The organism is Burkholderia sp. HMSC10F09 (assembly GCF_001806955.1).
GTDB lineage: Bacteria > Pseudomonadota > Gammaproteobacteria > Burkholderiales > Burkholderiaceae > Burkholderia > Burkholderia multivorans.
Genome location: NZ_KV786842.1, coordinates 15,692 through 42,364 on the forward strand (window position 1 = coordinate 15,692; position 26,673 = coordinate 42,364).

Below are 26,673 nucleotides of genomic sequence, written 5' to 3' on the forward strand. Positions count from 1 at the left end.
CAGCAGGCCGGCGCTGCGTGCGCCGGCCGTTTTCGTTTTATTGCGCCGCCTCGTGCGGCCTTCGATTCCCGAGCGACAGCATGACAGTCCGTTCCGCGTTTCCGTCTCCCGACACGCCCGGCGCCGCCGCGCCGCGCGCCCCTTTCCGCTTCGCACGCCGCGCGGCGCTCGCGCTCGGCGCGGCCGTCATCGGCTACGGCGCCTTCGCGATCGCGTTTCCCGCACATACGCCGGCCGCGATCGGCGACATCGTCGCGGACTGGACCGGCGCGAATCCGCATCCGATCGTGCTGCAGCGGCCGCCCGTGCAGCCGCTGTCCGCGGTCGCGCAGCTCGGCCGCGCGCTGTTCTTCGATGCGTCGCTGTCGGCGTCCGGCAAGCAGTCGTGTGCGTCGTGCCACAACCCCGATCACGCCTACGGGCCGCCGAACGCGCTCGACGTGCAGCCGGGCGGCCTCGCGATGACGCAGCACGGTTATCGGCCGCCGCCGTCGCTGATGTACCTGTATCGGCAGCCGAACTTCAGCATCGGCCCCGATGCCGGCGAAAACGACGACGCACCGAGCGTCGCGCAGCAGGCGGCCGCGGCGGCCGGCGTCGTGAAGGCGCAGAAGGTGGCCGGCACCTCGGCCGCACCGCAGCTCGTACCGCAAGGCGGAATGTTCTGGGACGGCCGCGCGGACACGCTGCAGCAGCAGGCATTCGGTCCGCTGCTGAACCCCGTCGAGATGGCGAATGCGAGCGTCGACGAGGTCGCGCACAAGCTGTCGCAGTCGTCGCACCGTACGCAGTTCCTGCAGTTGTTCGGCCCGCGCGTGTTCGACAGTCCGCAACTCGCGGTGTCCGAAGCGATGTTCGCGATCGCGCGCTATCAGGTCGAGGATCCGTCGTTCCATCCGTACAACAGCAAGTACGACCGCTGGCTCGAGGGCCGCGCGCGCCTCACGCAGGCGGAGCTGCGCGGCCTGCGGCTGTTCAACGATCCGCACAAGGCGAATTGCGCGGGCTGTCATCTGTCGAAGCCCGGCGCCGACGGGCTGCCGCCGATGTTTACCGACTACCAGTACGAAGCGCTCGCCGTGCCGCGCAACCGGCAGCTCGCGCAGAACCGCGATCCGTCGTTCTACGATCTCGGCGTGTGCGGACCGTTCCGCGAGGATCTGAAGGACCAGACGCAATATTGCGGGATGTTCCTGACGCCGACGCTGCGCAACGCGGCGACACGCCACGTGTTCTTTCACAACGGCGTGTACCACACGCTCGATCAGGTGATGGCGTTCTACAACGAACGCAGCATCGCACCGCAGAAGTTCTATGCGCGCCGCGCGGACGGCAAGGTCGACCAATACGACGACATTCCGCCGAAGTACCGCGCGAACGTCGACGTGACCGACGCGCCATTCGATCGCAAGCCGGGCGACACGCCGGCGATGACGGCGCAGGACATCAAGGACATCGAGGCGTTCCTCGCCACGCTGACCGACGAGCCGGGGCACTGAGCGAAGCTGGGCGCGTCGTACGACGCGCGTGATCAGCGTCGCGCGCGCACGCACAGGAACGCGGGCGCGAGCGACAACTCAGCGTACAGCCGCTCCGCCACGGCCTGCATCTCGGGCAGCGGCTGCGGCTCGACGAAGCGGTCGAGCCGCCAGCCGGCGTCGGCGACCGCGTTCAGGATGTCGGCAAGCGGCCGCCGCCACGCCTCGACATAGGGCTTCGGCTCGCCAAACCCGGACCAGTACATGCCGAAGCGCGACGTTTCGAAGTACGGGCGATCGCCGCGCGTGCGCTCGTCGATCCAGTCGCGCATCGGGTGTGCCATCGAGAACACGAGCGTCGCGCCGGGACGCGCGACGCGCGCGAATTCGCGCAGCGTCGGCGCGAGATCGCGCACGTAGTCGAAGGCGAGCGAACACAGCACCTTGTCGAATGACGCATCGGGCAGCCAGTCGAGCGGCGCGGCGAGATCGCCGTGCGCGACATCGACGGCGAGCCCCGCGCAGCGCGCGCTGGCGAGCGCGACCATTTCGGGCGTCACGTCGAAGGCATGAACGGTCGCGCCGCGCCGTGCGAGCAGCTCGCTGCAGATGCCGGGTCCGCAGCCGGCGTCGAGCACCGTCAGGCCGGCGACGTCGCCGAGCAGCGCGAGCGTCGCCGGCCGTTCGTAAAGCGCGTTGTTCGGCTTGGTCGGCGCGATGTCGGCGTAGCGCTGGGCAAATTCAGCGTACGCACGGCGGCCGGGAGCATCGGTCGGATCGGTCATGGCGTGCTTGTCGGGGGACACGAAGGGTTCGATTCTGCATGATCGATGGGCGGCTGGCGATCGGGTGGCGTGCGTGTGTCGGGAAAGGCGGCGTCCGCAATTCGATCCGGACGCTGGAATCGGCTTGCTCTGCGTCTGCAGCACAGGCGCGCGTCGACGCGACGGCTCGCGGCACCGCGCCCAGGCCCACCTTGGCCAGCGAATCCGGCGACGCCTGCCGATAGCACGACGCGCCGACCGCCTCGCATGCGTCCCGCATGACGGCCATCCCTCCCCACCCCCACGTTTTCCCCAATCCCTTTCGCCTTGACTACCCCCGCCTCATCGCCGACACTTCCTCCATCGCAAGTGTGATCACAGATCGCAGATCAAACCAGGAGAACCGTACCTTGGCGCCTCGCATCGTCCCGCCCGTACTGAAGGCCATCGAACAGGAAACGATGGCCGACAAGGTCTATCGCCAATTGCGCGAAGCGCTGATGAGCGGCCGCTTCGCACCGGGCCAGGCGCTGAGCCTGCGCAGCGTGGCCGAGGCCGTCGGCTCGTCGACGATGCCGGTGCGCGCGGCCCTCACGCGGCTGCACGCGGAACGCGCGCTCGTCGACGGCCCGAACCGCGCGCTCGTCGTGCCGCCGATGACGCTCGAGATGCTCGACGAACTGCGCGACGTGCGCATCGCGCTCGAAGGCTGCATCGCCGAACGCGCGTGCGCACGCATGACCGACGCGCAGATCGCCGCCCTGCGCAAGACCTGCGAGGCCATGCAGGCGCACGCCGAAGCCGGCCGGTCGCGCGCATATCTGCAAAGCAATTTCGCGTTTCACAGCGCGATCTATGCGCACGGCGCGAGCGACAGCACGCTCGCGATCGTCGAGAACCTGTGGATGCGCGTCGGGCCGTTCCTGAACATGGTCGCGCTCGACATCCCGCACATGCGGCGCTCGATGGACGCGCACCGCGCGGTCGTCGATGCGCTCGAGCGGCGAGACGGCGCCGGCGTGCGCGCCGGCATCGCGCTCGACATCGGCGGTGCCGCGCACGATCTGGCCGCGACGCTGCGTGCCGAGCAGGCGCCGCGCCGCGTGAACGCAAAGCCGTAACGCCGCGCGCAGCGGCGCGCCGCATCCGACAACATCAACGATGGAGACAACCGCGCATGACCGCTTCCGACCTGCTCAAACCCTATGACGGCCTTCGCGTCCTCGTGACCGGCGGCGCATCCGGCATCGGCCTCGCGATCGCCGATGCGTTCGCCGAATGCGGTGCGCGCGTGCATGTCTGCGACGCGTCGCAGGCCGCGATCGCGGCGCTCGCCGACCGGCCGTCGCGTGCCGCGGTCGGCGCAACGCTTGCCGACGTATCGGACAGCGCGGCGGTCGAGCGCGTGTTCGCGGACGTCGTGGCCGCGCTCGGCGGCCTCGACGTACTGGTCAACAACGCGGGCATCGCGGGCCCGACGGGCGGCATCGACGAGATCGATCCCGCGCAGTGGGAGCAGACGGTCGCCATCAATCTGAACGCCCAATTCGAATTCGCGCGACGCGCCGTGCCGCTGCTGCGCGAGTCGAAGCACGGCGGCGCGATCATTGCGCTGTCGTCGGTCGCGGGCCGGCTCGGCTATGCGTACCGCACGCCTTACGCGGCCACCAAATGGGCGGTCGTCGGTCTCGTGAAGAGCCTCGCGATCGAACTGGGGCCGCTCGGCATTCGCGTGAATGCGATCCAGCCCGGCATCGTGCGCGGCCCGCGCATCCGCCGCGTGATCGAAGCGCGCGCGCAACAGCTCGGGATCGGCTACGACGAGATGGAGCAGCGCTATCTCGAACGGATCTCGCTGCGCCGGATGACCGAGCCGGCCGAAATCGCGGCGACCGCGCTGTTCCTGTGCTCGCCCGGCGGGCACGGCATCACCGGCCAGGCGATCTCCGTCTGCGGCAACGTCGAAGTGCTCTGAGCCCTCCTGCACCGTCCAACGAAAGGAACCGATCCGTGGCAAACGCTCGCAAAGTCATCATCACCTGTGCGCCGACCGGCGCGATCCATACGCCGTCGATGTCGCCGTATCTGCCCGTCACGCCGCACGAGATCGAGACGGCCGCGGTTGCGGCCGCCCGCGCCGGCGCGGCGATCCTCCATCTGCACGCGCGCAATCCGTCCGACGGCAAGCCGACGCAGGATCCGGCCGTCTTCGAGGAATTCCTGCCCCGGATCAAGGCGCAGACCGACGCCGTGATCAACCTCACGTCAGGCGGCAGTCCGCACATGACCGTCGAGGAGCGGCTGCGCCCTGCGCTGCACTTCCAGCCGGAAATCGCCTCGCTGAACATGGGCTCGATGAACTTCGGCCTGTATCCGATGCTCGAGCGCTTTCGCGAACTGAAGCACCCATGGGAGCGCGAGCATCTCGAGAAAAGCCGCGATCTCGTGTTCAAGAACACGTTCGCCGACATCGAAACGATCCTCACGCGCTGCGGCGCCAACGGCACGCGTTTCGAATTCGAGTGCTACGACATTTCGCACCTGTACAACCTCGCGCACTTCGTCGATCGCGGGCTCGCGAAACCGCCGTTCTTCGTACAAAGCGTGTTCGGCCTGCTCGGCGGCATCGGCGCGCATCCGGAGGACCTGATGCACATGCGCCGCACCGCCGATCGCCTGTTCGGCCGCGACTACGTGTGGTCGATCCTCGGCGCGGGACGCAACCAGATTCCGCTCGCGACGATCGGCGCCGCGCAGGGCGCGAACGTGCGCGTCGGGCTCGAGGATTCGCTCTGGATCGGGCCCGGCAAACTGGCCGAATCGAGCGCCGAGCAGGTGCTGAAGATCCGGCAGGTGCTCGAAGGGCTGTCGCTCGAGATCGCGACGCCGGCCGAGGCGCGCGCGATGCTCGCGCTCAAGGGCGGCGACGCAGTGAACTTCTGATCGCGCGCTCGCACGCCCACTCAAGCAGGACTCGCAAGCGCAGAGACGCGGCGCCGGCCCGAACCGGCGCCAGGACGCCCGATATCGCCCCGCTCCCGTCGAGCGCCGCCGGCGCGCGGCTCCGTCGTCTGCTCGTTCGCCGCGCCCCGCGCGGCGGCCTCTGTCGAACGCGGCACGTCGTGCTTGCCGTGCGCGCCGGTTCGCCCTTAACGGAGTCGTCCGCATGTCCACTCATCACGCTCAGGCCCTGCCGTCCGCCGCGCAAGACGCAAGCGCGTCGCTGAACCGGCTGCTGTTCCGCAAACTGATGCCGCTGCTGATCGCCGCCTATGTCATCAGCTTTCTCGATCGCACCAACATCGCCTTCGCGAAGCATTCGATGGGCGTCGATCTCGGCATCTCGTCCGCCGCCTACGGCCTCGGCGCCGGACTGTTCTTCCTGACCTACGCGCTATTCGAAATCCCGAGCAACCTGATCATGCACCGCGTCGGCGCGCGCTTCTGGATCACGCGGATCATGATCACGTGGGGCGCGCTGTCGGTTGCGATGGCGTTCGTGCGCGGCGAAACATCGTTCTACGTGATGCGGCTGCTGCTCGGCGCAGCCGAAGCCGGGCTCTTTCCCGGCGTGATGCTGTATCTGACGTACTGGTTCGGCCGCGAACAGCGCGCCCGCGCGACCGGCTATTTCCTGCTCGGCGTGTGCATCGCGAACGTGGTCGGCGGCCCGCTGGCCGGCGCGCTGATCGAACTCGACGGCACGCTGGGCTTCCACGGCTGGCAATGGCTGTTCGTCATCGAAGGGATTCCGGCGATCCTGCTCGCGTTCGTCGTGTGGACACGGCTGCCGGACCGTCCGAGCGCCGCGCCGTGGCTCGCGCCGGACACGGGCCGTGCGCTCGAGCGCGCGCTCGCCGCGGAACAGGACGCCGGCGCCGCGTCGCACGGCGGCCACGCATTCGGCGCCGCGCTGCGCGACCCGCAGATCTGGCTCGCGATCTTCGTGTACTTCTGCCATCAGCTGACGATCTACACGGTGATCTTTTTTCTGCCGGCGATTATCGGCGCATCGGGCCGGCTGTCGCCGATCGCGGTCGGCCTGCTCACGGCGCTGCCATGGCTGGCCGCCGCGCTCGGCGCCGCGACGCTGCCGCGCTTCGCGCGCGAATCGCGGCATTCGCGCGCGCTGCTGTGCGCGGGCCTCGTCGTGATGGCGGCCGGCATGGTCGGCGCCGCGCACGCCTCCCCGCTCGCGGGACTGCTCTGCGTGTGCGTCGCCGCGTCGATGTTCTTCGTCGTCCAGTCGATCGTGTTTACGTTTCCCGCCTCGCGGCTGGCCGGCAGTGCGCTCGCCGGCGGCCTCGGCCTCGTCAATACCTGCGGCCTGCTCGGCGGTTTCGTCGGCCCGACCGTCGTCGGCGCAATCGAACAGGCGACCGGCGATGCGAAGAACGGCCTGACGCTGCTGGCGGCCGCACTCGTCGTCGCGGCGCTCGCGAGCCTGGCGCTGCGTCACGGACACGAACGGCAGCGCGCGCGTTCGGTCGCATGACGGGTGCGGCGCGGGCCGGCGCGCGTGGGAACCGACGCTCGCCCGCGCGCACCGGCCGTTCCGAACGCGCTCAGAACAGATACATCCCCGCGACGAACACGACCCCCGAAAACAGCAGCGTCGTCACGCAGTAGCCCATGATGTCGCGCACGCCGAGCCCCGCGATCGCGAGCGCGGGCAAGGCCCAGAACGGCTGCGCCATGTTGGTCCACGCCTCGCCGTACGCGATCGCCATCGCGGCCTTGCCGAGATCGGCGCCAAGCGCCTGCGCGGCCGGCATCACGAACGGCCCCTGCACGACCCAGTGACCGCCGCCCGACGGCACCGCGAAGTTGATCACCGCCGAACTCAGGAACGCGAGCAGCGGAAACGTGTGCACGTTCGCGATGTCGACGAACCACTTCGTGATCACGCCCGCGAGGCCCGAATGGTCCATCAGCGCCTGGATGCCCGCGTAGAACGGGAACTGGATCATGATCCCCGACGCGCCGCGCGCGGCGCCGGCCACCGCGCGCGCGTAAGCCATCGGCGTGCGGTGCAGCAGGATACCGGCGGCGAGGAACGCGAGGTTCACCGTATCGATGTCGAGCGCGAAGCCCTTCTGCACGAACCGCAGCACGAGAAACGCCGCGCACAGCGCAGCGACGAAGACCGACAGCGCGCGGCTCTCCTCGAGGCGCTCCGCGAGCGTCGCGTCGGGCCCGAGCGTGCGCTCGACGCTCGGCGGCTCGGCGAGCAGTGCCGGATCGACGCTGACGACGTCGCCCGGTTTCGGCATCATCATCCGCGCGAGAAACGGCAGCATCACGATCAGCCCGATCGTGATGAACGCGTTGTAGCCGGTGAAGATCGTCTGCGACACGGGGATCAGGCCGATCGTCTTTTCCATCGGATTGCCTTTCGTCGCGGCGACGAGCGGCACCGAGCCCGACAGGCCGCCGTGCCAGCTCAGAAAGCCCATGTAGGCCGACGCGACCAGCAGCCGATAGTCGCTGCCGGCGACGCGGCGCGCGACTTCCCGCGCGAGCATCGCGCCGAGCACGAGCCCGAAGCCCCAGTTGATCGCGCACGCGAGCGCGCCGACGAAGGCAACGAGCATCACACCCTGCGCGGGCGTGCGCGCGGCGCTCGCGAGCGCGACGAGCAGCCGCTTCACGGGCGGCGAACTCGCGAGCGCGTGGCCCGTGACGAGAATCATCACCATCTGCATCGAGAAGGCGAGCAGGTTCCAGAAGCCCGAGCCCCACATCGTCGTCAGTTGCACCGGCGAATTCGGCGTGAGGCCGAACGCAAGCGCGAACGTGACGATCGTCAGCAGGATCGCGAAAATCAACGGGTCGGGCAGCACGCGGTGAACCACCTGCGTGAAGAAGCGGGCAATGCGTTGAATCAACTTGTACTCCTCGTTTCCTGATAGGGACGTCCGCGCGCATGTGGTTATGGGAAAGCGCGGGTCGCGCGGATTCTTGCACAGAACCGCGCGATGCGCTTCGACGTGCGAACCGGCATGGACGGGAAACGAGGCAGGCGCCAAGCGGCCGAGCGTGCCGCCGCGATCGTGCGTCAGCGCATCAGCGCGCGGCGGTCGCGCGCGTGACGAGCGTGGCGCGTGTCGTCGCGCGCCGTTCGGCGCGCTGCTGCGCAAACCGGTATGCGACGAGCGAACCGGCCACCGCGAGCAGCATCGGCACGAGGCTGTCGTGATTCGCGCGCGTGAACTCGAGCAGCAGCACGACGGCCGTGATCGGCATCTGCATCGACGCGGCCAGGAATGCGGTCGCGCCGACGAGCGCGCAGCCGCCCAGCGACGCGCCGGGCCAGACGGCGTTCCACAGCCCGCCGAGCACGACGCCGAGCAGCGCGCCGTTGGCGAGACCAGGCGTCAGCAGGCCGCCTTCGGCACCGGCCCGCAGGCTGGCCGCTTCGATCGCGACCTTCAGCACGAGCAGCGTCGCGGCGATGCCGATCGTCAGCGTGCCGTCGAAGCCGAGCGATGCGGGCCCCTTGCCGTTGCCGAGCAATGACGGAAAGCGCATGGCGAGCACGCCGATCACCGCGAAATTGACGAGCGAGAGGATCGGCAGCCGTACGTCCTTGGGCGCATCGGCGCGCGCCCGCGTCGTGAGCCGCACGAAGCCGTAGGCAGCGAAGCCGAACAGCGGCCCGCAGACGATCGACCACGCGACGAGCGGCGCACTCGGCACGAACGGCGCGATCGTGTACTGGTGTTCGTTGCCGAGCCCGATCCATGCGACGACGGCGGCGAGCGTCGACGTGACGAGCGCGACGGCCACCGCGCGCACGGCGAACGTGCCGAGCAGCACCTCGAGCACGAACACCGCGCCGCCGAGCGGCACGTTGTACACGGCCGCAAGGCCGGCGCCCGCGCCGCACGCGACCATCAAGCGGCAATCATCGCGCGTCAGCCCCGCGCGATGCGCGAGCCGCCCCGCGATCAGTGCGCCGATCTCGCGCGGCGCGACTTCGCGGCCGAGCGGCGAGCCGAGCGCGACGGTGACGATCTGCAGCAGCGCATGCATCGTCGTGCTGACGACCGGCATCCGCGGGTCGCCGGCCTGCACCGCGCGACGAATGCCGACGAGCGGCTGCCCGTAGCGGTAAAGCGCCCACCAGCCGCCGCCCGCGACGATGCCGCAGACGATCATCGCCGCGACGCGACGCAGCGGATCGGCGTCGGTCACGCCGGTGAGAAAGCTTTCGGTGCCGACCAGATGCGCGGCGCCATAACCGTACGCGAGATGCTGGATCGCGTGCAGCAGCAGCGCGAGCAGCATGCCGCCGAGCCCAGCGCCGATGCCGGTGACAATCGTGACGGCCGCGATCCGCGCGAACGGGCTCACGGCGGGAGCGGAGGACGATGAGGACGGAGCGGACGGCAGATCGGCGCGCATGAGTTCGGTGACCGGAGTAAATCGACACGGCGCGCACTGCGCGCGCCGCCGTCAGCACCGAATCGTAGGCGCGCGCCCACCATGAGACAAACGTATTTTTAGAATCGATTCATGCGTTAGACGAATACCGCTGCCGCCATGCCGGCGCTCAGCCCGGATACGCGATCCGCTCCGGCTCGCGCCGCATGATCACGTTGCCGTGCCGGATCGACAGCGTCGCCTTCGCTTGCCGGCGCACGGCCTCGTAATCGCCGTCGGCGTCGAGCACGACGAGATTCGCCGGCCGGCCGACGGCGATCCCGTATCCCTCACCGAGCTGCAGCGCGGTCGCGCTGTGATCGGTGACGAAATCGAGGCACCGCTGCAGATCGCGATAGCCCATCATGTGACAGATATGCAGGCCCGCATCGAGCACACGCAGGATGTTGCCGTTGCCGAGCGGATACCACGGATCCTGGATCGAGTCCTGGCCGAAACAGACGTTCAGCCCCGCCCGGTCGAGCTCCGCGACGCGCGTGACGCCGCGCCGCTTCGGAAACGTATCGAAGCGCCCTTGCAGATGAATGCTCTCGGTCGGGCACGAGACGAAGTTGAGTCCCGCGCGCGCGAGCAGCCGAAACAGCTTCGAGCAATACGCGTTGTCGTACGAGCCCATCGCGGTGGTGTGGCTGGCCGTCACGCGCGCGCCCATCCCGCGCACGCGCGTTTCTTCGGCGAGCACTTCGAGAAAGCGCGAATGCGGATCGTCGGTTTCGTCGCAATGCACGTCGACGAGGCAGCCCGTGCGCTCCGCGAGATCCATCAGAAAGCGGATCGAACTGACGCCCTGCTCGCGCGTGTTCTCGAAATGGGGAATCCCGCCGACGACGTCCGCGCCGATCTCGACGGCCTGCTCCATCAGCGCGCGGCCGCCCTCGAACGATTCGATCCCCTCCTGCGGAAACGCGACGATCTGCAGGTCGATCCAGCCGCGCGCCTCGTCCTTCACTTCGCGCATCGCCTTCAGCGCGGCGAGCGACGGATCGGTCACGTCGACGTGCGTGCGCACGTGCTGAATTCCGTGATCGCGCAGCATCGCGATCGCCGCGTGCGCTCGCGCCTTCGTGTCGTCATGCGTGATCGTCGCCTTGCGCTCGGCCCAGCGCTCGATGCCTTCGAACAGCGTGCCGCTCATGTTCCATGCGGGCTCGCCGGCCGTCAGCACCGCATCGAGATGGATGTGCGGTTCGACGAGCGGCGGGATCGCGAGGCGACCGCCCGCGTCGAGATCGTCGGCGCCGGTCGGTGCAATCGGCGCAGGCTGCGCGTCGATTCGCGCGATCGTGCCGGCGTCGATGCCGATCGTAAACAGCCCGTCGCGGCCGCGCAGGCGTGCATTGAACAGATTCATGCGGAACTCTCCTCGTGGATGCGGAGCGGCCGCGCGCACATCGACGCGCGCCGCGGCAGCCGGATGCGGTGAACCGGATCGGACGAACACGGGTGAACCGGACGCGCGATGCCGCCCGTCACGACCACCCTTCGAATTTGAGTCCCGTTTGCGCGGCAGCTTCTTCCGGCGTCACGTCGCGCACGTGCTGGCCGAAGGTCCATACGTGCATCTCGGGATCGCGCGCGCGATACGTGCGGTCGCCGTAGAACTGATTGGCCGGCTCCTGCAGGATGTCCGCGCCGGCCTGCCGCGCGCGCTCGCAGTGCGCGTCGATGCCGGTCGCGAGCTGCACGTGCACGCTCTGCGTGTTGCGGCCGCCGACGTCCGGCGGGCTCGCGACGAACTCGGCCCAGTAGCCGCCGATCATCACGACGCCGCCCGCGTGCGTCAGTTCGGCATGCGTGACCTGGCCGTCGGGCGTATAGACGACGATCCCGCGCCCGAAGCCGAACGCGCGCTCCAGCCATTCGAGCGCGGCACGCGGATCGCGGTAGTAGACGGCCGGACTGATCGGCGGAAGGGGCGCTGGCGTGGGCATCGTTGCCTCCAATCGGTGGGGACGACACCCATTCTCCGCGCGTCGGTCGCGCCGATCAACCGTCGTCGGCCGACGCACGCGTGTTGCGGCGATGCGACAGCGGAACCGCGTGCGCGGCGCGCCGTCGCGCGACAACGGCCCGCATCGCTCGCGCGCCGCTCGACGTGTCGGTTTTGTGAACGACTCTTGTTCGATCCGCAAAGGACCGCTCGCCCGCACGCGCGCCGCACGCACGGTGCGCGTTCCTATACTTGCGCCCGTTTCGATCCCACACGCAGGAGTCTTGAGATGAAGAAAACGCTTATTGCCGGCGCATCGGTCGCCGCCCTGTTCGCCCCGGTCGTCCACGCGCAAAGCGCCGTCACGTTGTACGGGCTGATCGACGCCGGCATCGCGTATACGAACAACGCGAACGGCGCGTCGCTGTGGCGCATGACCAGCGGCACGATCAACGGCAGCCGCATCGGCTTTCGCGGCACCGAGGACCTCGGCGGCGGCCTGAAGGCACTGTTCGTGCTTGAAAACGGCTTCAACGCGAACAACGGCGCGCTCGGTCAGGACGGCAAGCTGTTCGGCCGTCACGCGTACGTCGGGCTCACGCACGACGCTTACGGCACGCTGACGCTCGGCCGCCAGTACGACACGATGGTCGATTTCGTCGCGCCGCTGTCGGCAACGGCCGGCGATTTCGGCGATGCCGGCTTCGCACATCCGTTCGACAACGACAACCTGAACCATTCGCTGCGCATCAACAACGCCGTCAAGTACACGAGCCCGACGGTAGCGGGCTTCAAGTTCGGCGCGATGTACGCGTTTTCGAATGCGACGAACTTCGGCGCGAATCGCGCGTACAGCGCGGCCGTCAGCTATACGAACGGCCCGCTGAAACTTGCCGGCGCCTACCTGCAGATGAACGGCACCAAGGGCACGACGAGCGCGAGCCCCGGCGCGACCGATGCGGCCGAAGCGAAAGGCGTGAATCAGGGCGGCTGGTCGATCGGCGCCGACCGCATGCGCTCGTACGGCGGCGGCATCGGCTACACGTTCGGGCCCGCGACGGTCGGCTTCGTCTATACGCGCGCGCAGTACGACAACACCGGCGCGTTCGGCTCGACCGGCCAGATCGCGTTCAACAACTTCGACGTGAACCTGCGCTATGCGCTCACGCCGGCCTTCAGCCTCGGCGCCGCCTATGTCTACACCGACGCCAGCGTGTCGAACCCGGACAGCCGGCACGGCACCGATCCGAAATGGCATCAGGTCGACCTGCAGGCCGTCTACAAGCTGTCGCGCCGCACCGACGTCTATGCGGAAGCGATGTACCAGCACGCGTCCGGCCGCGGCTACCAGGCATTCATCAACGGGTCCGGCGGCGCGTCGAGCACGCCGAATCAGATCGTCGGCACGATCGGGATGCGCACGCGGTTCTGACGCGAACACGCGCGTCGGCGGCGCACGCGTACCGGCGCGCGTGCGCGCCGACGCCAATGTTGCGCGCGCTGGAAGGGAGCTTGCACGGAATCGGGCTGTTTGCGCGCGGCCGCGCTTCGTAGACTGACGTCGAATCATCGTTCGAGCCGACCGGCCGAGGCCGCGCCGAACGCTCTTTTTCCTACAGGAGAACATCGTGAAATCGCTCGTCGTCACCGCTACTGCCGCCGTTCTGCTCGCCGCACCGGCGCTGTCGTTCGCGCAAGCCGCGAAGTCGCCCGTCACGCGCGCGCAGGTGCTGCAGGAGCTGTACGACCTCGAGTCGGTCGGCTACAACCCGGCGCTCGGCGACGCGGGCAACTATCCCGACGACCTGCTCGCCGCACAGCAACGGCTCGAAGCGAAGCGCATCGCCGAACGCAAGGTCGCGCAGACCGCGTACGGTCCGGCCGGCGTCGCGGCGACCGAATCGGGTCCAGCCGCGCAGCCGACGCGCTGAGCGCACCGAGCGCACGATGAGCGGCGCCGCAGGCGAACCTTCGATCGCGTACGCGGCGTCGGCCGCGCCGCGACGAAACCTGCCGCGCGCGGCGCTTCAACGTTGCCGTTCCATTGCGCGCCGCGTGCCGCTGCGCGCCGCAATCGCCGTCATGCGGGCTGCGATGCGCGACCGATCGCGTTCAGCGTATCGACGTCGCGCTCAATCATCGCGGGCACCTGTGCGCGCAGCAGTTCGACCCACGTGCGCACCTTCGCGTCGATGTAGCGGCGCGACGGATAGAGCGCATACACGTTCATCTTCTGCAGGATGTGCTCGGGCAGCACGCGCACGAGCGTGCCGTCGCTCAGCGCATCGATCGCGGCATAGAGCGGCAGCATGCCGATGCCGATCCCGTCGCGAATCGCGAGCGCGAGCGATTCGGCCGTATTCGTCTGCACCGGCCCGCTCACGTGAATCTGCTCGACGCCGTCCGGCCCTTCGAGCACCCACTCGTGCGTCGGGAACGCGGGCGTGCGCAGCGTCAGGCAGGCATGCGCGCCGAGTTCCTGCGGGCGTGCCGGTGCGCCGTGCCGCCGCACGTAGTCGGGCGACGCGCAGAGAATGCTGAACGTCGAGCCCAGCAGGTGCGACACGAGCTCCGAATCGGGCAGCGACGACGCCGTGACGACCGCCATGTCGCTCGTACCGTCGAACAGGTCCGGCATCCGCTGTGACAGCGACAGCTCGATCGACACCTCCGGATACTGCGCGTGATAGCGCGTGAGCGCCGGCAAGACATAGTGATGCCCGACGCTTGCAAAGCTGTGCATCCGCAGCACGCCCGCCGGCCGCTCGTGCGCGCAGCTGGCCTCTTCTTCCGCGCGATCGACGTCCGCGAGGATTTGCCGGCAGCGCCGCAGATAGTTCTCGCCGGCCGACGTGAGCGCGAGACGACGCGTCGAGCGATTCATCAGACGGGTGCGCAGCCGCGCCTCGAGCTCCGACACCGCACGCGACATCGCGCCGGTCGTCGAATTCAGCGATTGCGCGGCCGCGGTGAAACTGCCCGTCTCGACCACGCGCGTAAACACCCGCATGTTTTGAAGCGTATCCATTCCTGTTCACACGTAGAGCGGAGCCGCCATTTTCCTCCAGCCTGTGCGGCAGATTGTTACTTGCGCTGCAACTATCGTTTCCCCGCAGCTGCGTTAATGCCGGCCGGCCGCGCTCCTACAATCGGCGCCTCATCAGTCGAACGGGCACGTTCGCAGGCGCTGCGGCAACGGCCCGGCGCGCGGCGCGCCCCCTCCTTTCATGAAGCCACATTCTGCGATCGAGCGATCTTCCGTCGAACCGCCACGATGGAGCGCCCGGCTCGATCCGCTCGGCAAGGCCGCACGCGACTGGGCTGCCACCGACGGGATGATCTGGCTGCATCTCGCGAAAACCGTGCTGGCCGCGCTGCTCGCGATGGGCATTGCGATGCGCCTTGAAATGTCGCAGCCGCGCACGGCGATGACGACCGTCTTCGTGCTGATGCAGCCGATGTCCGGCATGGTGTTCGCGAAAAGCTTTTATCGCGTGCTCGGCACGGCCGCCGGCCTCGTCGCCGCACTCGCGCTCGGCGGCCTGTTCGCGCAGCAGCCCGAGCTCTATATGGCCGGCATCACGCTGTGGATCGGCGGCTGCATCGCACTCGCGGTCCGCTATCGCCATTTCCGCTGGTACGGCTTCGTGCTCGCCGGTTATACGGCCGCGCTGATCGGCCTGCCGGCCGTGATGACGCCGCAGACGCTGTTCGAATCCGCATTGACGCGCGCCGGCGAAGTCGCGCTCGGCATCGCCTGCTCGGGCGCGGTCAGTGCGCTGATCTTGCCGCTCAGCGCCGCGAAGGCGTTGATGCGTTCGCTGAGCGCGCGTCATGCGAATTTCCCGGCGTTCGCGGTCGATGCGCTCGTCGGCGACGTCGCGCGCGGCGATCTCGAGCGCCGCTTCGCCGATTTCGTCGACGAGATCGTCGGCTTCGAGGCGAACCGCGCATTCGCGTCTTTCGAGGATCCGCACATGCGTGCGCGCAGCCGCCGGCTCGCGCGGCTGAACAGCGAATTCATGAATGCGTGCACGCGGCTGCACGCGCTGCATCAGCTGCTGAAGCGCGTGCGCGCGAACCGCGCCGACGCCGTGCTCGATGCGCTCGCGCCGCATATCGACGGGCTCGCGCAACGGCTTGCAGCGCTGCGCGACGAGCGCCGGCGCGGTGTCGCGTCGACGACGGGCGCGCTGCTCGAACTGCGCCGCTTTCACGGTGCGCTGCCGAAGGCGGCACGCGCGTCGCGGCGCGCAATCGAAGATCATGCGGCCGGCGGGCTGCTCGACTTCGATACCGCGATCGAACTGATGTTCCGCTTCATCGGCGAGTATCTCGGCTATGCCGATACGTTCGCGTCGCTCGATCGGGACGACCACGCGCTCGAGCGTTCGGTCACGCGCTACGCGGTGAAGACCAATGCGTTCTTCATCGGCTTCACGTTTCTGCGCACGGTCGTCGCGGTCGGCGCAATGAGCTGCTTCTGGATCGCGACGGAATGGCCGAGCGGCGCGCTCGCGGTAATCGCGACGGCGATCGCCTGCGCGCTCAGCTCGACGTCGCCGCGCGCATCGAAGTTCGTCGCGCAAATGGCTGCCGGCGCCGCGTGCGCGACCGCGGCCGGCTATCTGTTTCTCTGCTACGTGTATCCGAACATCGACGGCTTTCCGCTGCTATGCGCGGCGCTCGCGCCGGTGCTCGGCGTCGGCGCGTTCCTCGCGACGCGGTCCGGCCTGTCCGGCTACGGGATCGGCTTCGCGGTGTTCTTCTGCCTGCTCGCCGGCCCCGACAACACGATCGCCTATACCCCCGAGCTGCTCCTCAACAACGGGCTCGCCGTCGTCGCGGCGATGCTGATGTGCGCGATCGTGTTCGCGGTCGTGTTCCCGACGCACATGCCTTGGCTCACCGCACGCATCGCACACGATTTGCGGCGCCAGGTGACGCTCGCGTGCGAAGGCGCGCGCGACGGCCTGGCACAACGCTTTCAGTCAAGCACGCACGATCTGATGGCGCAGCTGCGCACGCTGCTCGTGCGGCGCACGCGCGAGCATCGCGACGCGCTGCGCTGGATGCTCGCGACGCTCGAAGTCGGTCATGCGGTGATCGACCTGCGCGACGAATTGCACGCGTTCGGTGCCTCGAAGCCGCCGCAGATGCTGCAATGGACCGCGTCGATCGACCCGGTGCTGCACGACCTGCCGCGCTTTTTCGACGATCCGGCGCCGCACCGCCATGCGCGCACGCTGAAATCGGTGAATCTCGCGATCCGCGCCGCGCAGCATGCGCTGAACGCCTGGCATGCGGTGCCCGACGAGCGTCGCAGCATGCAGCGCATTGTCGGCTGCCTGCACTTCATCCGCAGCGCGCTGCTCGACAAGGATGCGCCGTACAACCGCGCGCGCCGCTGACGATCGATGCGCGCGCAACGGCATCGTTGTACACGATGGAAATATGCTCTCCAGCGCCGGTGATTAATCTTCAGGCAGCGCGCGCCTATAGTCGGGGCACTGCCAGCAGGACTGGCGATTACCCAGGAGAAGTCACCATGAAGCCGCTGCATCTCGCCGTCGTTGCCCTGTCGCTTGCCGCCGCCGTCGCTCATGCGCAACCGGCGCCGGCCGACGTGCCGCAACAGGCGACCCGTGCCGAATCGATGAAGGCCGCGGGCCGCGTCGACCGTTCGCAATCGAATCCGGAAGATCCGAATGCGTGCGTCGGCCCGGTCAGCTTCTGCAACGTCTACTTCGGCAGCTGAGCGGCGCGCGGCCGGCGAGTTCGCGCCGCCGCCTGCGATGCCCGCGTCACACATGACCGGTCTGCATCGGGCGCCGATCGACCTCACGAACGCGCGCGTCGCCCCTTCGCGCTACACGCTGTGCCCCGGCCGCCAACCGACTTCGCGCAACGCGTCGAGCAGCCGCCCGTGCCCGATCGCTTCGACGCGCGCGCCACGCGATTCGACATCGCCCGCCGCAACCAGCGCATTGACGATCGCCTCCTCGACCGCTTCGGCGGCGGCGGCGAACAGCGCGGAAATATGATCGTTGTTGACCATCTTCACGTTCGTCGTCGCGGCGCCCTTGCTGCCGTAGTCGGCAGCCGGCAGCCCGTCGTTGCCGGTCGCGAACGCGAGGAAAATGTCGCCGCTCGAATCCTCGGTGCCGCCGCCAACGCGTGCGAGCCCGACGCTCGCGCGCTGCGCAAGCCGCGTGCACTGATGCGGCAACAGCGGCGCATCGGTCGCGAGCGTCACGACGATCGAACCCATCCCGGCCTCGCCCTGCGCCTGCGGCGCGCGAAACGGCGAATGCACGTGGCGCAGCACGTCGCCGACCGGATAGCCGGCCACGCGCAGCATCTCGCGCACGCCGTAGTTCGCCTGCACGAGCGCGCCGACCGTCCAGCCGCCCACGTTCGCGGCGAGCACGCGCGATGCGGTGCCGATGCCGCCCTTGAACTCGTGACAGATCATGCCGGTCCCGCCGCCGACGCCGCCTTCGTCGACCGGCCCCGACCGTGCGGCCGCGAGTGCGGCGCGCACGTGCGACGCATCGACGTGCTGCCCCCAGATGTCGTTCAGCAGCCCGTCGTAGGTCTCCATCACGACCGGCATGCACCAGTACACGCGCCCGCGTGCCGCGTCGCGTTCGTTCGCGACGAGCGCGTCGCGCACCGCGCCGACGCTATGCGTGTTCGTATACGCGATCGGCGTCGTCAGCAGGCCGGCTTCGCGTATCCATTCGAGGCCGGTCGCGTCGCCGTTGCCGTTCAGCACGTGCACGCCGGCGAAACACGGCGAAGCGTGCGCCGCACCCGCGCGCGGCTCGATCACCGTCACGCCGGTGCGCACCGACGCGTCGCCGTCGTCGACGTTCAGCGTGCAGTGGCCGACGCGCACGCCCGGTACGTCCGTGATTGCGTTGAAGCGGCCCGGCGTGCCGAGTCCGATGCGAATGCCGAGATCCCTCGTGCGCATGATGCGAATCCTCCCGTGTGGCGGTTGTTTCAAAGCTCGCTAGAGTCGCTGTTCAAGCCGGCGGGCGCGATGCTCAAAGCGCGCGGAACGTGTCGCTGTGACGCGCCCATGCCGCGTACATCGCGAGCGCGGCGACCAGCAGCCCCGCGATGATCAGCAGATCGGTCGGCTTCGTCGCGCTCGACAGTGTCGTGTAGAGCGTGTAGGCGGCACCTGCCACCGCGACGAGCGGCGTCACGGGCCAGAGCGGCATCCGGTAATGATGCTCCACGTCGCGGCGCACGAGCCGGCTCGCGAGCGCCGCGAGCCCGACGACCAGATAGATCAGCAGCAGCAGGTCGACGGTGAACGCCGTCAGCTCGTCGAGGCTCGACACGAACACGAGGCCCGCGGACGGCACCGCGAGCGCGAGCGTCGCGAGCCACGGCGATTCGAAGCGCGGATGGATCGTCGAGAACGCGCGGTTGCACGTGCGCGACCAGAGCGCGTGCCGGCCGCTGCTGTACAGCAAGCGCCCCATCGCGATCACGATCGCGATGATCGCGTTGAACACCGACAGGAAGATGCCGCCGCTCACGACACGCGACACGACCGGATTGCTGAGCGAGCGCACGACATAGCCGATCGGATCGGCACTCTTCGCCATGTCGGTGAGCGACGGCGCGCCGATCACGATGGCCGCGAGCGGCACCAGTTCGACGACGAGAATCACGAGCAGCGAATAGAGCACGGCCTTCGCGACGTTGCGGTTGCCGCCGCGCAGGTCTTCCGCGAGATAGGCCGCCGAGCCGAAGCCGTTGTAGCAGAAGATCGCCGTGCCGATCGCCGGCACGATGGCGGCAAGCGTCGCCGGCACGAGCGCGTTGCCGCTCGCGACGACCGGCGCGATCAGCACGTCGGCGCCGCGATGCGGCGAACCGAAGCCGAGCGCCGCGATCAGCATCAGCACCGCGATCTCGACGAGCAGGAACGCACCGGTGATCCACGCATTGGTCTTGATGTTCAGCATGCCGAGCACGTAGCTGAGCAGCACGATCGTCAGCGCGACCGACTGGTTGCCGAAACGCGTGCCGAGCGCGCTGTTCAGGTACGGCGCGGCGCCGCTCGCGAGCACGGCCGGAATGAACACGCTGACGGACAGCACCGCGATGAAGGTCAGATAGCCGGGCAGCGTGCCGAACACGCGCTTGGCCATCACGTATTCGCCGCCCGCGCTGCGATGCGCGGCGCACAGCTCCGCATAGCAGAGCGCGAAGGCGAACGCGAGCACGCCGCCGAGCACGAACGACAGCACCGCACCGCTGCCGGCCTGCTGGATCGCGAACGGCGCGATCACGAAGATCGAGCTCGCGGGCGTCACGCCCGACACGGTGATCATCACCGCGTCGCGCACGCTCAAGGTCTGCGTCAGCGCGCGCGGCGCGTCGTGCGTGTCGGGCGTCGCTTGCAGCGTGCCCGTGGATTCCGACATCATCGCCATCTCGTTCTCCTATGCTGCGCTTTTTTGAACGCCCATACTCGGGCCGGTGAATTGCGTGGCAGTCTAGGAAGCCAAATTCAGGACCGCTATTCCCCCTTCGTGTTACGCCCTTCGGTAGTTGGCATGGACCGTCTGTTTTCCGAAATCGCGATGCATCAGGCGCTCGGCCGTACGATCGACCATCTCGGCCAGCCGCGCTTCTGGCGTTTTCTCGTGCTGCTGCTCAACGAGATGGTGCCGTTCGACAACGCGCTCGCGACCGCGATCGGCCGCGACGGCGTGCCGCTCGTGCTCGACGAATACGATGCGGGCGGCAGCGACAGCGCGTCGCCGGTGCCGCTCTACCTGAACGGGTTATATCTGCTCGATCCGTTCCTGCAGGCCGCGCACGACGGGCTCGCCGACGGCTGCTACCAGCTCGAGGAAGTCGCGCCGGACCTGTTCCGGCAGAGCGAGTATTTCCTCAGCTACTTTCGCGATGCAGTCGGCGACGACGAAATCCAGATCCTCGTGCGCCCGAACGCCGACACGCTGCTGTCGCTGTCGCTCGGCGCGGCCGCGCGCTTCGACGTCGAGCCGCTCGGCAAGCTCACGGCCGCGATGCCTTGGGTGCTCGCGACGATGCGGCAGCACTGGCGCCTGATCGGCGACACCGCGCGCGCGACGCGCGACGACGATCTCGGCGCGCGCGTCGAGCATGCGCTCGCGCGCTTCGGCGCCGGCGTGCTGACCGATCGCGAGATGGCGATCGCGCGGATGGTGCTGCGCGGGAATTCGTCGAAGGCGATCGCGGAACGGCTCGCGATTTCACCGGAGACCGTGAAGGTGCATCGCCGCCACCTTTACGCGAAGCTCGGCATCTCGTCGCAGCCCGAACTGTTTTCGCGGTTCATCGAGGCGTTGGGCGAAGACGCCGCCCGATAAACGCGTCGAACGTGAAGGCCGAGTGCAGGCGGCTTGTCTGGTCGACGCGACGATGCAACGAACGACGTCGATGCACGGGCCGTGCCTTGCATGCTTGTCAGTTTCCGAGCAGATGCGCGCCGACGTAGTCGAGCACGCGCTGCTGGGCATCCGCACGCGCGGCCGGATCGGTACCTTCGATCGGCACGACACCCGCACGCGTCGTGAACGCCGGCACCGTATGCACCGGCATGTCGGGCCAGTCGAAATCGTGGTACGCGCCCGGATACGCATGAAACGTCGCATCGGTGCCCGGCGCGACCGAATCGAACAACGCCTTGCACGCGGCAAACGGCGACCATACGTCCTGTTCGCCGATCAGCACGAGCAAGGGCACCGTACTTTGCCACTCGGCGCCCTGCGCCTTCGTGCTGCAGCGTGCCGGATAGAACGCGACGGCAGCGCGGAAATCGCCGTCCGGCAGCGATGCGGGCCGGGCCGTGCTCGATGCGCGAATCGCGCTCAATACCGTGCCGCCGCCCTGCGACCAGCCGACGACGCCGATGCGGTCGGGCATCACCGTCTCGAGCGACTGCAGATACCGCAACGCACCATAGGCGTCGAACGGCCGCGCGCGATAGATCGCGGCGTCGAAGCTGGCGGGCGAGCACATCTGGCCGTGATGACGCGGCGTGAAGCTGTCGACTTCGAGCACCGTGATGCCCGCTGCGTTGAAGCGCGCGGCCCAGTCGCGTTCGCGCGCCGTCACGCGGCCCGAGCGCGCGAACATGCCCGCGCAGCCGTGCAGGAACACGAGCGCCGGATGACGGCCGGCGCCCGGTGCCGGAAACAGGTAGCCGTCGAGCATCGTCGCGGGCGGTCCGTCGGTCGACGGGAAATGAACGAGCGTCTGCGCGCTCGCGGCGGCACACGCGCAGCCCAGCATCGTCAGCATCAGCCACTTGCGCATCGGGAACTCCGGCGGAATCGGATCACTCCACAACGGCACCGGGCCGGAACGCGTTGACACGGCGCACCGCGCGACGCGAATCGGTTGTGCTCGCAGCGCCGCAAAAAACCGCCTATCGTGAAAGTAGCGCGCCGCTTGCCGCCACTCGACCCCGTGTCGCTCGCACCGGCGGGCGCGGCGCCGCGTTCCGGCACCATTCGCGCGTTCCGTGCGCACGCCGCCCGTGCGCGCGACGCGCGGCCGTCCACCGGACTACAAGGAGGGAATCATGAAAGCCGCGCTGCTCGTCAGCTCCGCCCTGCTCGCGATCGCCTCGGCCTCGGCGTCGGCCCAAGGCTCGATCACCAAAGTCGAAAACGGCGCGCTCGTCGCCGCGAACGGCATGACGGTCTACACGTTCGACAAGGACACGCCCAACGCCGGCACCAGCGCCTGCACCGGCCAGTGCGAAACCTTCTGGCCGCCGTACAAGGCCAGCGCGACCGACGTGCCGGTCGGCCCTTACACGATCGTCAAGCGCGACGACGGAAGCCCGCAATGGGCGTACAAGGGCAAGCCGCTGTACTTCTTCTCGAAGGACATGAAACAGGGCGACCGCAACGGCGACAACTTCAAGAACATGTGGCACCTGGTGACGCCGTAAGCGCCGCCCGTAAAAAAGCCCGCGCGGATCGGCCGATCCGTGCGGGCATGCGCCGCGCGACGCCATGCGCGCGACGTCGGCTTCAGCGGTTCGACGGGAAGCTGAACACCGTGCCTTCGCGCACGCCGGCCGACGGCCAGCGCTGCGTGATCGTCTTGCGCTTCGTATAGAAGCGCACGGCGTCCGGGCCGTATGCGTGCAGATCGCCGAACAGCGAGCGTTTCCAGCCGCCGAACGAGTGATACGCGACCGGCACCGGCAGCGGCACGTTGATGCCGACCATCCCGATCTGGATGTTGTCGCTGAAGTAGCGCGCCGCCTCGCCGTCGCGCGTGAACAGGCAGGTGCCGTTGCCGTACTCGTGCGCGTCGATCAGCGCCATCGCCTCGTCGAGCGACTTCAGGCGGATCACGCCGAGCACGGGCCCGAAGATCTCGTGCTGATAGATCGGCATGCCGGGCTTCACGTGGTCGAACAGGCACGGGCCGAGGTAGTAGCCGTTCTCGTGGCCGTTGACCTTCACCGCGCGGCCGTCGACGACGAGTGTCGCGCCGGCCTCGATGCCGGCCTCGACGAAGCCCGTCACCTTCTCGAAGTGCTGCTTCGTGACGAGCGGGCCCATGTCGACGCCTGCGCCGTTGCCCGGACCGACCTTCATCTTCGCGATTTCGGCCTTCAGCCCCGCGACGACGCGATCGCCCGTGTCCTCGCCGATCGCGACGACGAGCGGAATCGCCATGCAGCGCTCGCCGCACGACCCGTACGCGGCGCCCATCAGCGCGCTCACCGCATTGTCGATGTCCGCGTCGGGCATCACGACCGCGAAGTTCTTCGCGCCGCCGAGCGCCTGCACGCGCTTGCCGTGCGCGCAGCCGGTCGAGTAGATGTATTCGGCGATCGGCGTCGAGCCGACGAAGCTAACCGCCTTCACGCGCGGATCGGTCAGGATCGTGTCGACCGCTTCCTTGTCGCCGTTCACGACGTTCAGCACGCCGGGCGGCAGGCCGGCTTCGAGCGCGAGCTCGGCCATGCGCAGCGTCGACGACGGCGTGCGCTCGGACGGCTTCAGCACGAAGGTGTTGCCGCAGGCGACGGCCATCGGCCACATCCACAGCGGCACCATGACCGGGAAGTTGAACGGCGTGATGCCCGCGACGACGCCGAGCGCCTGGAACTCGCTCCACGAATCGATCGCGGGGCCGACGTTCTTGCTGTGCTCGCCCTTCAGCAGTTCGGGCACGTAGGTCGCGTACTCGACGTTCTCGATCCCGCGCTGCAGCTCGCCCATCGCGTCGGCGAGCACCTTGCCGTGTTCGGCCGTGATCAGCGCGCACAGCTCGTCCGCATGCTCCTCGAGCAGCGTCTTGAAGCGGCTCATCACGCGCGCGCGCTTCAGCGGCGGCGTATTGCGCCATGCGGGGAACGCGGCCTGCGCGGACGCGATCGCCGCTTCGACGGTCGCCTTGTCGGCGAGCGCGACGCTCTTGTCCGATTCGCCGGTCGCCGGGTCGAACACCGGCTGGACGCGGCTGCCGCCGTCGACGCGCTTGCCGTCGATCAGGTGGCCCAGCGTGGAAGTGACGTTGCTATCGTGTTTCATCGTTCAGACTCTTTCGTGAATTCAATTCAACGGTCGGGATCGTGCGGCGCGCGCCTCAGTCCACTTCGTTCAGCGCGTCGGACACCGCGTTGATCAGGTTGTCGATCTCGCGCTTTTCGGCGATGAACGGCGGCGCGAGCTGGATTGTGTCGCCGCCGTAGCGCACATAGAAGCCCTTCGCCCAGCAGCGCATCGCGATCTCGTACGGACGGCGCGCCGGTTCGCCCGGCAGCGCGGCGATCGTCAGGCCGGCCGCGAGCCCGTAGTTGCGGATGTCGGCGATATGACGCTGGCCCTTCAGCCCGTGCACGGCCGCCTCGAAATGCGGCGCGAGCTCGCGCACGCGCGCCACGGCATCTTCCTTCACGAGCAGGTCGAGCGCCGCGACACCGGCCGCGCAGGCGACCGGGTGCGCCGAGTACGTGTAGCCGTGCGGGAATTCGAGCATGTACTCGGGGCCGCCCGCGGCCATGAACGTGTCGTAGATTTCCTTGGTCGCGACCACGCCGCCGAGCGGCTGCACGCCGTTCGTCACCTGTTTCGCGAAGTTCATGATGTCGGGCGTCACGCCGAACGCTTCCGCGCCCGTCATCGCGCCGGCGCGGCCGAAGCCCGTGATGACTTCGTCGAAGATCAGCAGGATGTCGTGCGCGGTGCAGATCTCGCGCAGCCGCTGCAGGTAGCCTTGCGGCGGGATGATCACGCCGGCCGAGCCCGCGAACGGCTCGACGATCACGGCGGCGATGTTCGACGCGTCGTGCAGCGCGATCAGATCGAGCAGGCGATCGGCGAGTTCCGCGCCGCGCTCGGGCATGCCGCGCGAGAACTTGTTTTCGGCCAGCTGCGTATGCGGCAGGAAATCGGCGTCGAGTCCTTGGCCGAACAGCTTGCGGTTCGGCCCGATGCCGCCGACCGAGATGCCGCCGAAGTTCACGCCGTGATAGCCCTTCTCGCGGCCGATCAGCCGCGTCTTCGTGCCCTTGCCTTTCGCGCGCCAGTACGCGCGCGCCATCTTCAGGGACGTGTCGGCCGCTTCCGAGCCCGAGCCCGTGAAGAACACATAGTCGAGACCGGCCGGCGTCAGTTCCTTGATCCGGTTCGCGAGCTCGAACGACTTCGGATGGCCGAACTGGAATGCCGGCGCGTAGTCGAGCTGCGCGACCTGGCGGCTCACCGCTTCGACGATTTCGCCGCGGCCATGACCGAGGCCCGTACACCAGAGGCCGGACAGCCCGTCGAAGATCTTGCGGCCTTCGGCGTCGGTGTAGTACGCGCCCTTGCCGGAGACGATCATGCGCGGGTCGGACTTGAACTGGCGGTTCGCCGTAAACGGCATCCAGTGCGCGTCGAGCCAGGCGGCGTCGGTGCGCACGGGCGTCTGTTCCTGTTGCGGAGCGGTGATGGTGTCGGTCATGTCGGTCGGCGCGGCGCGCCCCTCCTCCTCGTGATGATGTTGCGCATTGTCGGGACGCCAATTAGTCTTTTGAATATCGCAATATCAATGTTCACTTGCGCAACTATGCAAGCAAAGAAACCGAAGAGCCGCGCGCTGCTCGGGCAGCTCAGCGACATGGATCTGCGGCTGCTGCGGGTCTTCAAGGGCGTCGTCCAGTGCGGCGGAATGGCGGCGGCCGAACTGGAACTGAATATCGGCATCTCGACGATCAGCCGGCACGTGAAGGATCTCGAGACGCGGCTCGGGCTCGTGCTGTGCCGGCGGGGCCGCGCCGGCTTCACGCTGACGCCCGAAGGCCAGACCGTCTACGAGGAGACGCTGCGGCTGCTCGCGTCGATGGAGGCGTTTCGCAGCCGGATCGACGGCATTCACGACCGGATGGGCGGCGAACTGCACGTCGCGGTGTTCGACAAGACCGCGACGAATCCGAACGCGCGGCTCGGCGACGCGATCCGCCAGTTCGCGGACGAGGCGCCCGACGTCGCGCTGAACCTGCACGTCGCGTCGATCAACGAGGTCGAACGCGGGATCATCGACGGCAGTTATCAGGTCGGGATCATCCCCGCCCACCGCAGCTCGGGCAGCCTCGTCTATTCGGAACTGTTCGACGAACGGATGCTGCTGTACTGCGGCCGTCAGCATCCGCTGTTCGATGCGCCGCACGGCAAGCTGACCTGGACGACGATCCGCAACCATGCGTTCGCCGGGCTCGGCTTCCATTCGCCGAACATGGAGCTCAGCCATCGCGCGAAGCTCACGCGCAGCGCGACCGCGTCCGACCAGGAATCGATCGCGACGCTGATTCTGTCGGGGCGCTATCTCGGCTTCCTGCCCGACCATTACGCGGAAAGCTTCGAGAAAAAGGGGCTGATGCAGCCGGTCGCGCCGCATCGCTTCAATTACCTGTGCCGCTTCGTCAGCCTGCTGCGGCGCTCGCCGCGGCCGTCGCGCGCCGCGCTGCTGTTCCAGTCGTGCCTCGAAGCCGCGCACGCGGCGCCGCGCGGGGAGCCGCGCGGCAGCGCGT

At 68.4% G+C, this 26,673-nt stretch carries 23 protein-coding genes; 12 read left to right on the forward strand and 11 right to left on the reverse strand.

Annotated features, from left to right (window positions below; translation table 11 throughout):
- Positions 1-80 precede the first annotated feature (80 nt).
- On the forward strand, positions 81-1,499 hold the full coding sequence (locus tag HMPREF3115_RS21980) for a cytochrome-c peroxidase (protein WP_070556050.1): 1,419 nt from the start codon (positions 81-83) through the stop codon (positions 1,497-1,499).
- Between the two features lie 32 nt (positions 1,500-1,531).
- Here the strand turns inward: HMPREF3115_RS21980 and HMPREF3115_RS21985 are convergent, their stop codons facing one another.
- Positions 1,532-2,263, reverse strand: a complete 732-nt coding sequence (locus HMPREF3115_RS21985) for a class I SAM-dependent methyltransferase (protein ID WP_070556052.1) — start codon at positions 2,261-2,263, stop codon at positions 1,532-1,534.
- Positions 2,264-2,652: 389 nt separating this feature from the next.
- On the opposite strand from HMPREF3115_RS21985, the gene HMPREF3115_RS21990 reads away from it, so the two are divergent.
- The 4 genes from HMPREF3115_RS21990 (at position 2,653) to HMPREF3115_RS22005 (ending at position 6,737) form a co-directional block, all read left to right on the forward strand.
- Complete coding sequence (locus tag HMPREF3115_RS21990; RefSeq protein ID WP_070556054.1) at positions 2,653-3,363, forward strand: GntR family transcriptional regulator; 711 nt, start codon at positions 2,653-2,655, stop codon at positions 3,361-3,363.
- A gap of 56 nt (positions 3,364-3,419) precedes the next feature.
- A complete protein-coding gene (locus tag HMPREF3115_RS21995; RefSeq protein ID WP_070556056.1) occupies positions 3,420-4,217 on the forward strand; it encodes an SDR family oxidoreductase in 798 nt (265 codons plus the stop codon).
- A gap of 35 nt (positions 4,218-4,252) precedes the next feature.
- Positions 4,253-5,185, forward strand: coding sequence for a 3,5-dioxohexanoate:acetyl-CoA acetone transferase (locus tag HMPREF3115_RS22000; RefSeq protein WP_006403591.1), 933 nt, complete (start codon positions 4,253-4,255; stop codon positions 5,183-5,185).
- 223 nt (positions 5,186-5,408) lie between these two features.
- On the forward strand, positions 5,409-6,737 hold the full coding sequence (locus HMPREF3115_RS22005) for an MFS transporter (protein WP_070556058.1): 1,329 nt from the start codon (positions 5,409-5,411) through the stop codon (positions 6,735-6,737).
- 70 nt (positions 6,738-6,807) lie between these two features.
- Here HMPREF3115_RS22005 and HMPREF3115_RS22010 read toward each other — a convergent pair whose 3' ends face one another.
- From HMPREF3115_RS22010 to HMPREF3115_RS22025, 4 genes are all read right to left on the reverse strand, one after another.
- Complete coding sequence (locus HMPREF3115_RS22010) at positions 6,808-8,130, reverse strand: TIGR00366 family protein (protein WP_006412259.1); 1,323 nt, start codon at positions 8,128-8,130, stop codon at positions 6,808-6,810.
- Positions 8,131-8,308: 178 nt separating this feature from the next.
- Complete coding sequence (locus HMPREF3115_RS22015) at positions 8,309-9,649, reverse strand: chloride channel protein (protein ID WP_070556060.1); 1,341 nt, start codon at positions 9,647-9,649, stop codon at positions 8,309-8,311.
- A gap of 148 nt (positions 9,650-9,797) precedes the next feature.
- Complete coding sequence (gene codA / locus HMPREF3115_RS22020) at positions 9,798-11,039, reverse strand: cytosine deaminase (protein ID WP_070556062.1); 1,242 nt, start codon at positions 11,037-11,039, stop codon at positions 9,798-9,800.
- A 118-nt stretch (positions 11,040-11,157) separates the two neighbouring features.
- Entirely contained in the window at positions 11,158-11,619 is a 462-nt protein-coding gene (locus tag HMPREF3115_RS22025; RefSeq protein ID WP_070556063.1) for a VOC family protein, read from the reverse strand.
- 288 nt (positions 11,620-11,907) lie between these two features.
- Here HMPREF3115_RS22025 and HMPREF3115_RS22035 point away from each other — a divergent pair, with 288 nt between their 5' ends.
- Positions 11,908-13,050, forward strand: a complete 1,143-nt coding sequence (locus HMPREF3115_RS22035) for a porin (protein ID WP_070556067.1) — start codon at positions 11,908-11,910, stop codon at positions 13,048-13,050.
- A gap of 196 nt (positions 13,051-13,246) precedes the next feature.
- A complete protein-coding gene (locus HMPREF3115_RS22040) occupies positions 13,247-13,549 on the forward strand; it encodes a DUF4148 domain-containing protein (RefSeq protein ID WP_070556069.1) in 303 nt (100 codons plus the stop codon).
- 149 nt (positions 13,550-13,698) lie between these two features.
- Here the strand turns inward: HMPREF3115_RS22040 and HMPREF3115_RS22045 are convergent, their stop codons facing one another.
- The gene (locus tag HMPREF3115_RS22045) at positions 13,699-14,646 is read right to left on the reverse strand and encodes a LysR family transcriptional regulator (protein WP_053298561.1); all 948 of its coding nucleotides are present in this window, start codon (positions 14,644-14,646) and stop codon (positions 13,699-13,701) included.
- Between the two features lie 199 nt (positions 14,647-14,845).
- On the opposite strand from HMPREF3115_RS22045, the gene HMPREF3115_RS22050 reads away from it, so the two are divergent.
- Positions 14,846-17,029: an FUSC family protein gene (locus tag HMPREF3115_RS22050; RefSeq protein WP_070556071.1), complete on the forward strand. Its 2,184-nt coding sequence runs from the start codon at positions 14,846-14,848 to the stop codon at positions 17,027-17,029.
- A gap of 137 nt (positions 17,030-17,166) precedes the next feature.
- A complete protein-coding gene (locus tag HMPREF3115_RS22055; RefSeq protein ID WP_006415232.1) occupies positions 17,167-17,376 on the forward strand; it encodes a hypothetical protein in 210 nt (69 codons plus the stop codon).
- 111 nt (positions 17,377-17,487) lie between these two features.
- Here the strand turns inward: HMPREF3115_RS22055 and HMPREF3115_RS22060 are convergent, their stop codons facing one another.
- Together HMPREF3115_RS22060 and HMPREF3115_RS22065 are read right to left on the reverse strand one after the other, a co-directional pair.
- The gene (locus HMPREF3115_RS22060; RefSeq protein WP_070556074.1) at positions 17,488-18,597 is read right to left on the reverse strand and encodes a DmpA family aminopeptidase; all 1,110 of its coding nucleotides are present in this window, start codon (positions 18,595-18,597) and stop codon (positions 17,488-17,490) included.
- 73 nt (positions 18,598-18,670) lie between these two features.
- Positions 18,671-20,077, reverse strand: coding sequence for an APC family permease (locus HMPREF3115_RS22065; protein ID WP_070556076.1), 1,407 nt, complete (start codon positions 20,075-20,077; stop codon positions 18,671-18,673).
- Between the two features lie 123 nt (positions 20,078-20,200).
- Here HMPREF3115_RS22065 and HMPREF3115_RS22070 point away from each other — a divergent pair, with 123 nt between their 5' ends.
- On the forward strand, positions 20,201-21,001 hold the full coding sequence (locus HMPREF3115_RS22070) for a helix-turn-helix transcriptional regulator (RefSeq protein WP_070556078.1): 801 nt from the start codon (positions 20,201-20,203) through the stop codon (positions 20,999-21,001).
- A 97-nt stretch (positions 21,002-21,098) separates the two neighbouring features.
- Here HMPREF3115_RS22070 and HMPREF3115_RS22075 read toward each other — a convergent pair whose 3' ends face one another.
- A complete protein-coding gene (locus tag HMPREF3115_RS22075; RefSeq protein WP_053298564.1) occupies positions 21,099-21,950 on the reverse strand; it encodes a dienelactone hydrolase family protein in 852 nt (283 codons plus the stop codon).
- Positions 21,951-22,218: 268 nt separating this feature from the next.
- Here HMPREF3115_RS22075 and HMPREF3115_RS22080 point away from each other — a divergent pair, with 268 nt between their 5' ends.
- A complete protein-coding gene (locus tag HMPREF3115_RS22080) occupies positions 22,219-22,593 on the forward strand; it encodes a COG4315 family predicted lipoprotein (protein WP_006397138.1) in 375 nt (124 codons plus the stop codon).
- Between the two features lie 82 nt (positions 22,594-22,675).
- On the opposite strand, the gene HMPREF3115_RS22085 is transcribed toward HMPREF3115_RS22080, so the two are convergent.
- Positions 22,676-24,193 (reverse strand): CoA-acylating methylmalonate-semialdehyde dehydrogenase, encoded by a 1,518-nt coding sequence (locus tag HMPREF3115_RS22085; RefSeq protein WP_070556081.1) that lies wholly within the window; start codon positions 24,191-24,193, stop codon positions 22,676-22,678.
- A 55-nt stretch (positions 24,194-24,248) separates the two neighbouring features.
- Positions 24,249-25,607 (reverse strand): omega-aminotransferase AptA, encoded by a 1,359-nt coding sequence (locus tag HMPREF3115_RS22090; RefSeq protein WP_035487715.1) that lies wholly within the window; start codon positions 25,605-25,607, stop codon positions 24,249-24,251.
- Positions 25,608-25,712: 105 nt separating this feature from the next.
- Between HMPREF3115_RS22090 and HMPREF3115_RS22095 the strand changes: the two genes are divergently transcribed.
- The coding region (locus tag HMPREF3115_RS22095; RefSeq protein ID WP_070556082.1) for a LysR family transcriptional regulator at positions 25,713-26,673 on the forward strand (961 nt) is incomplete at its 3' end.